Source organism: Paraburkholderia piptadeniae (assembly GCF_900007165.1).
In the GTDB taxonomy this organism is placed as follows: domain Bacteria; phylum Pseudomonadota; class Gammaproteobacteria; order Burkholderiales; family Burkholderiaceae; genus Paraburkholderia; species Paraburkholderia piptadeniae.
In genome coordinates this window covers 1-912 of the sequence record NZ_CYGY02000232.1, presented here as the reverse complement: position 1 = coordinate 912, position 912 = coordinate 1, and the positions used below count along the sequence as shown (strand labels likewise).

1 protein-coding gene is annotated in these 912 nt (G+C 56.4%); it reads right to left on the bottom strand.

Translation table 11 applies throughout. The features are described 5' to 3' along the window. Nucleotides 1–912 (bottom strand): replication initiation protein (locus BN2476_RS50130; protein WP_143811256.1); only part of this gene is annotated, 912 nt, incomplete at both ends.

Here is a 912-nt window from a genome sequence, read left to right as displayed (position 1 = left end):
CGATAAAAATCGGCTGGGCCTTTTGCTTTCCTTTTTTTTTTTCAAGCAGAAGACGGCATACGAGATTCGCCTTAGTCTCGTGGGCTCGGCCAAATCGCTCGTTGGATCGATGCCCAGTCGACGCAACGTGAGTTTGCCTGCCGGGGTGACCTTGTAGGTCCGTCGCCAGTCCTCTCGCAGCCGAGGCGCCGCGGCTTCATAAGCTTCCCATCCGCGCTGGATTTCTTCGACTCTGCGGTCATGCGCATCCACATCTTGGGCGGCGATCCGCAACGCCATCCGCGTCTTAACGTGTTCTTTAACCTCGACCTCGCGTTGTTCGGTGAGAGCAAGGTTTTCCTGAACCTCAATCATTTTGCGCTCAGCGTCGGAAACGATCCACCCTTCCTTCAACGCCTTCATAAAGAATCCGGCCGGGCTCTTTGATACCTTGCCAATTTTCAGGCTGAAACGTGTGCGCTCGATCGCCTGTTCCAAGCGTTCGTCCGTGTAGGTATCGCGCTCCGCCGCAATCTGGTTGAGCTGTGCGCTGGAGAGGCCAAACTCCTGCTTTAAGGTTTGGTAGATCGCCTGGGCTTGTTCATGCGTATGCAGTACACGCTCCGCCATCTCTTTGCGCTCAATGCGAAATCTCAGGCGCCCGATCTTGCGAGACCCGGGCTCATTGCGAGTCTCGTATGAGAGTGTCAGGTCGGAGACCTCATTGATCTGCCCCACGGCCGGTGCGAGCCAGTCGCGTTTGAAGTACTTGAACTCCTGCGCCTTGGCACCCATCGCGCCTTGCCATGAGCGCAGTTCGTCGAGCGTAAGCCAGTCTGTTTCGCCCTCGTCGGCGTAGGGGAGCAAGTGGTCGTACATTACACGCGCGTAATTGAGAGTGAAGAGCGAGGTGATGCGCAGACTCAACCAATA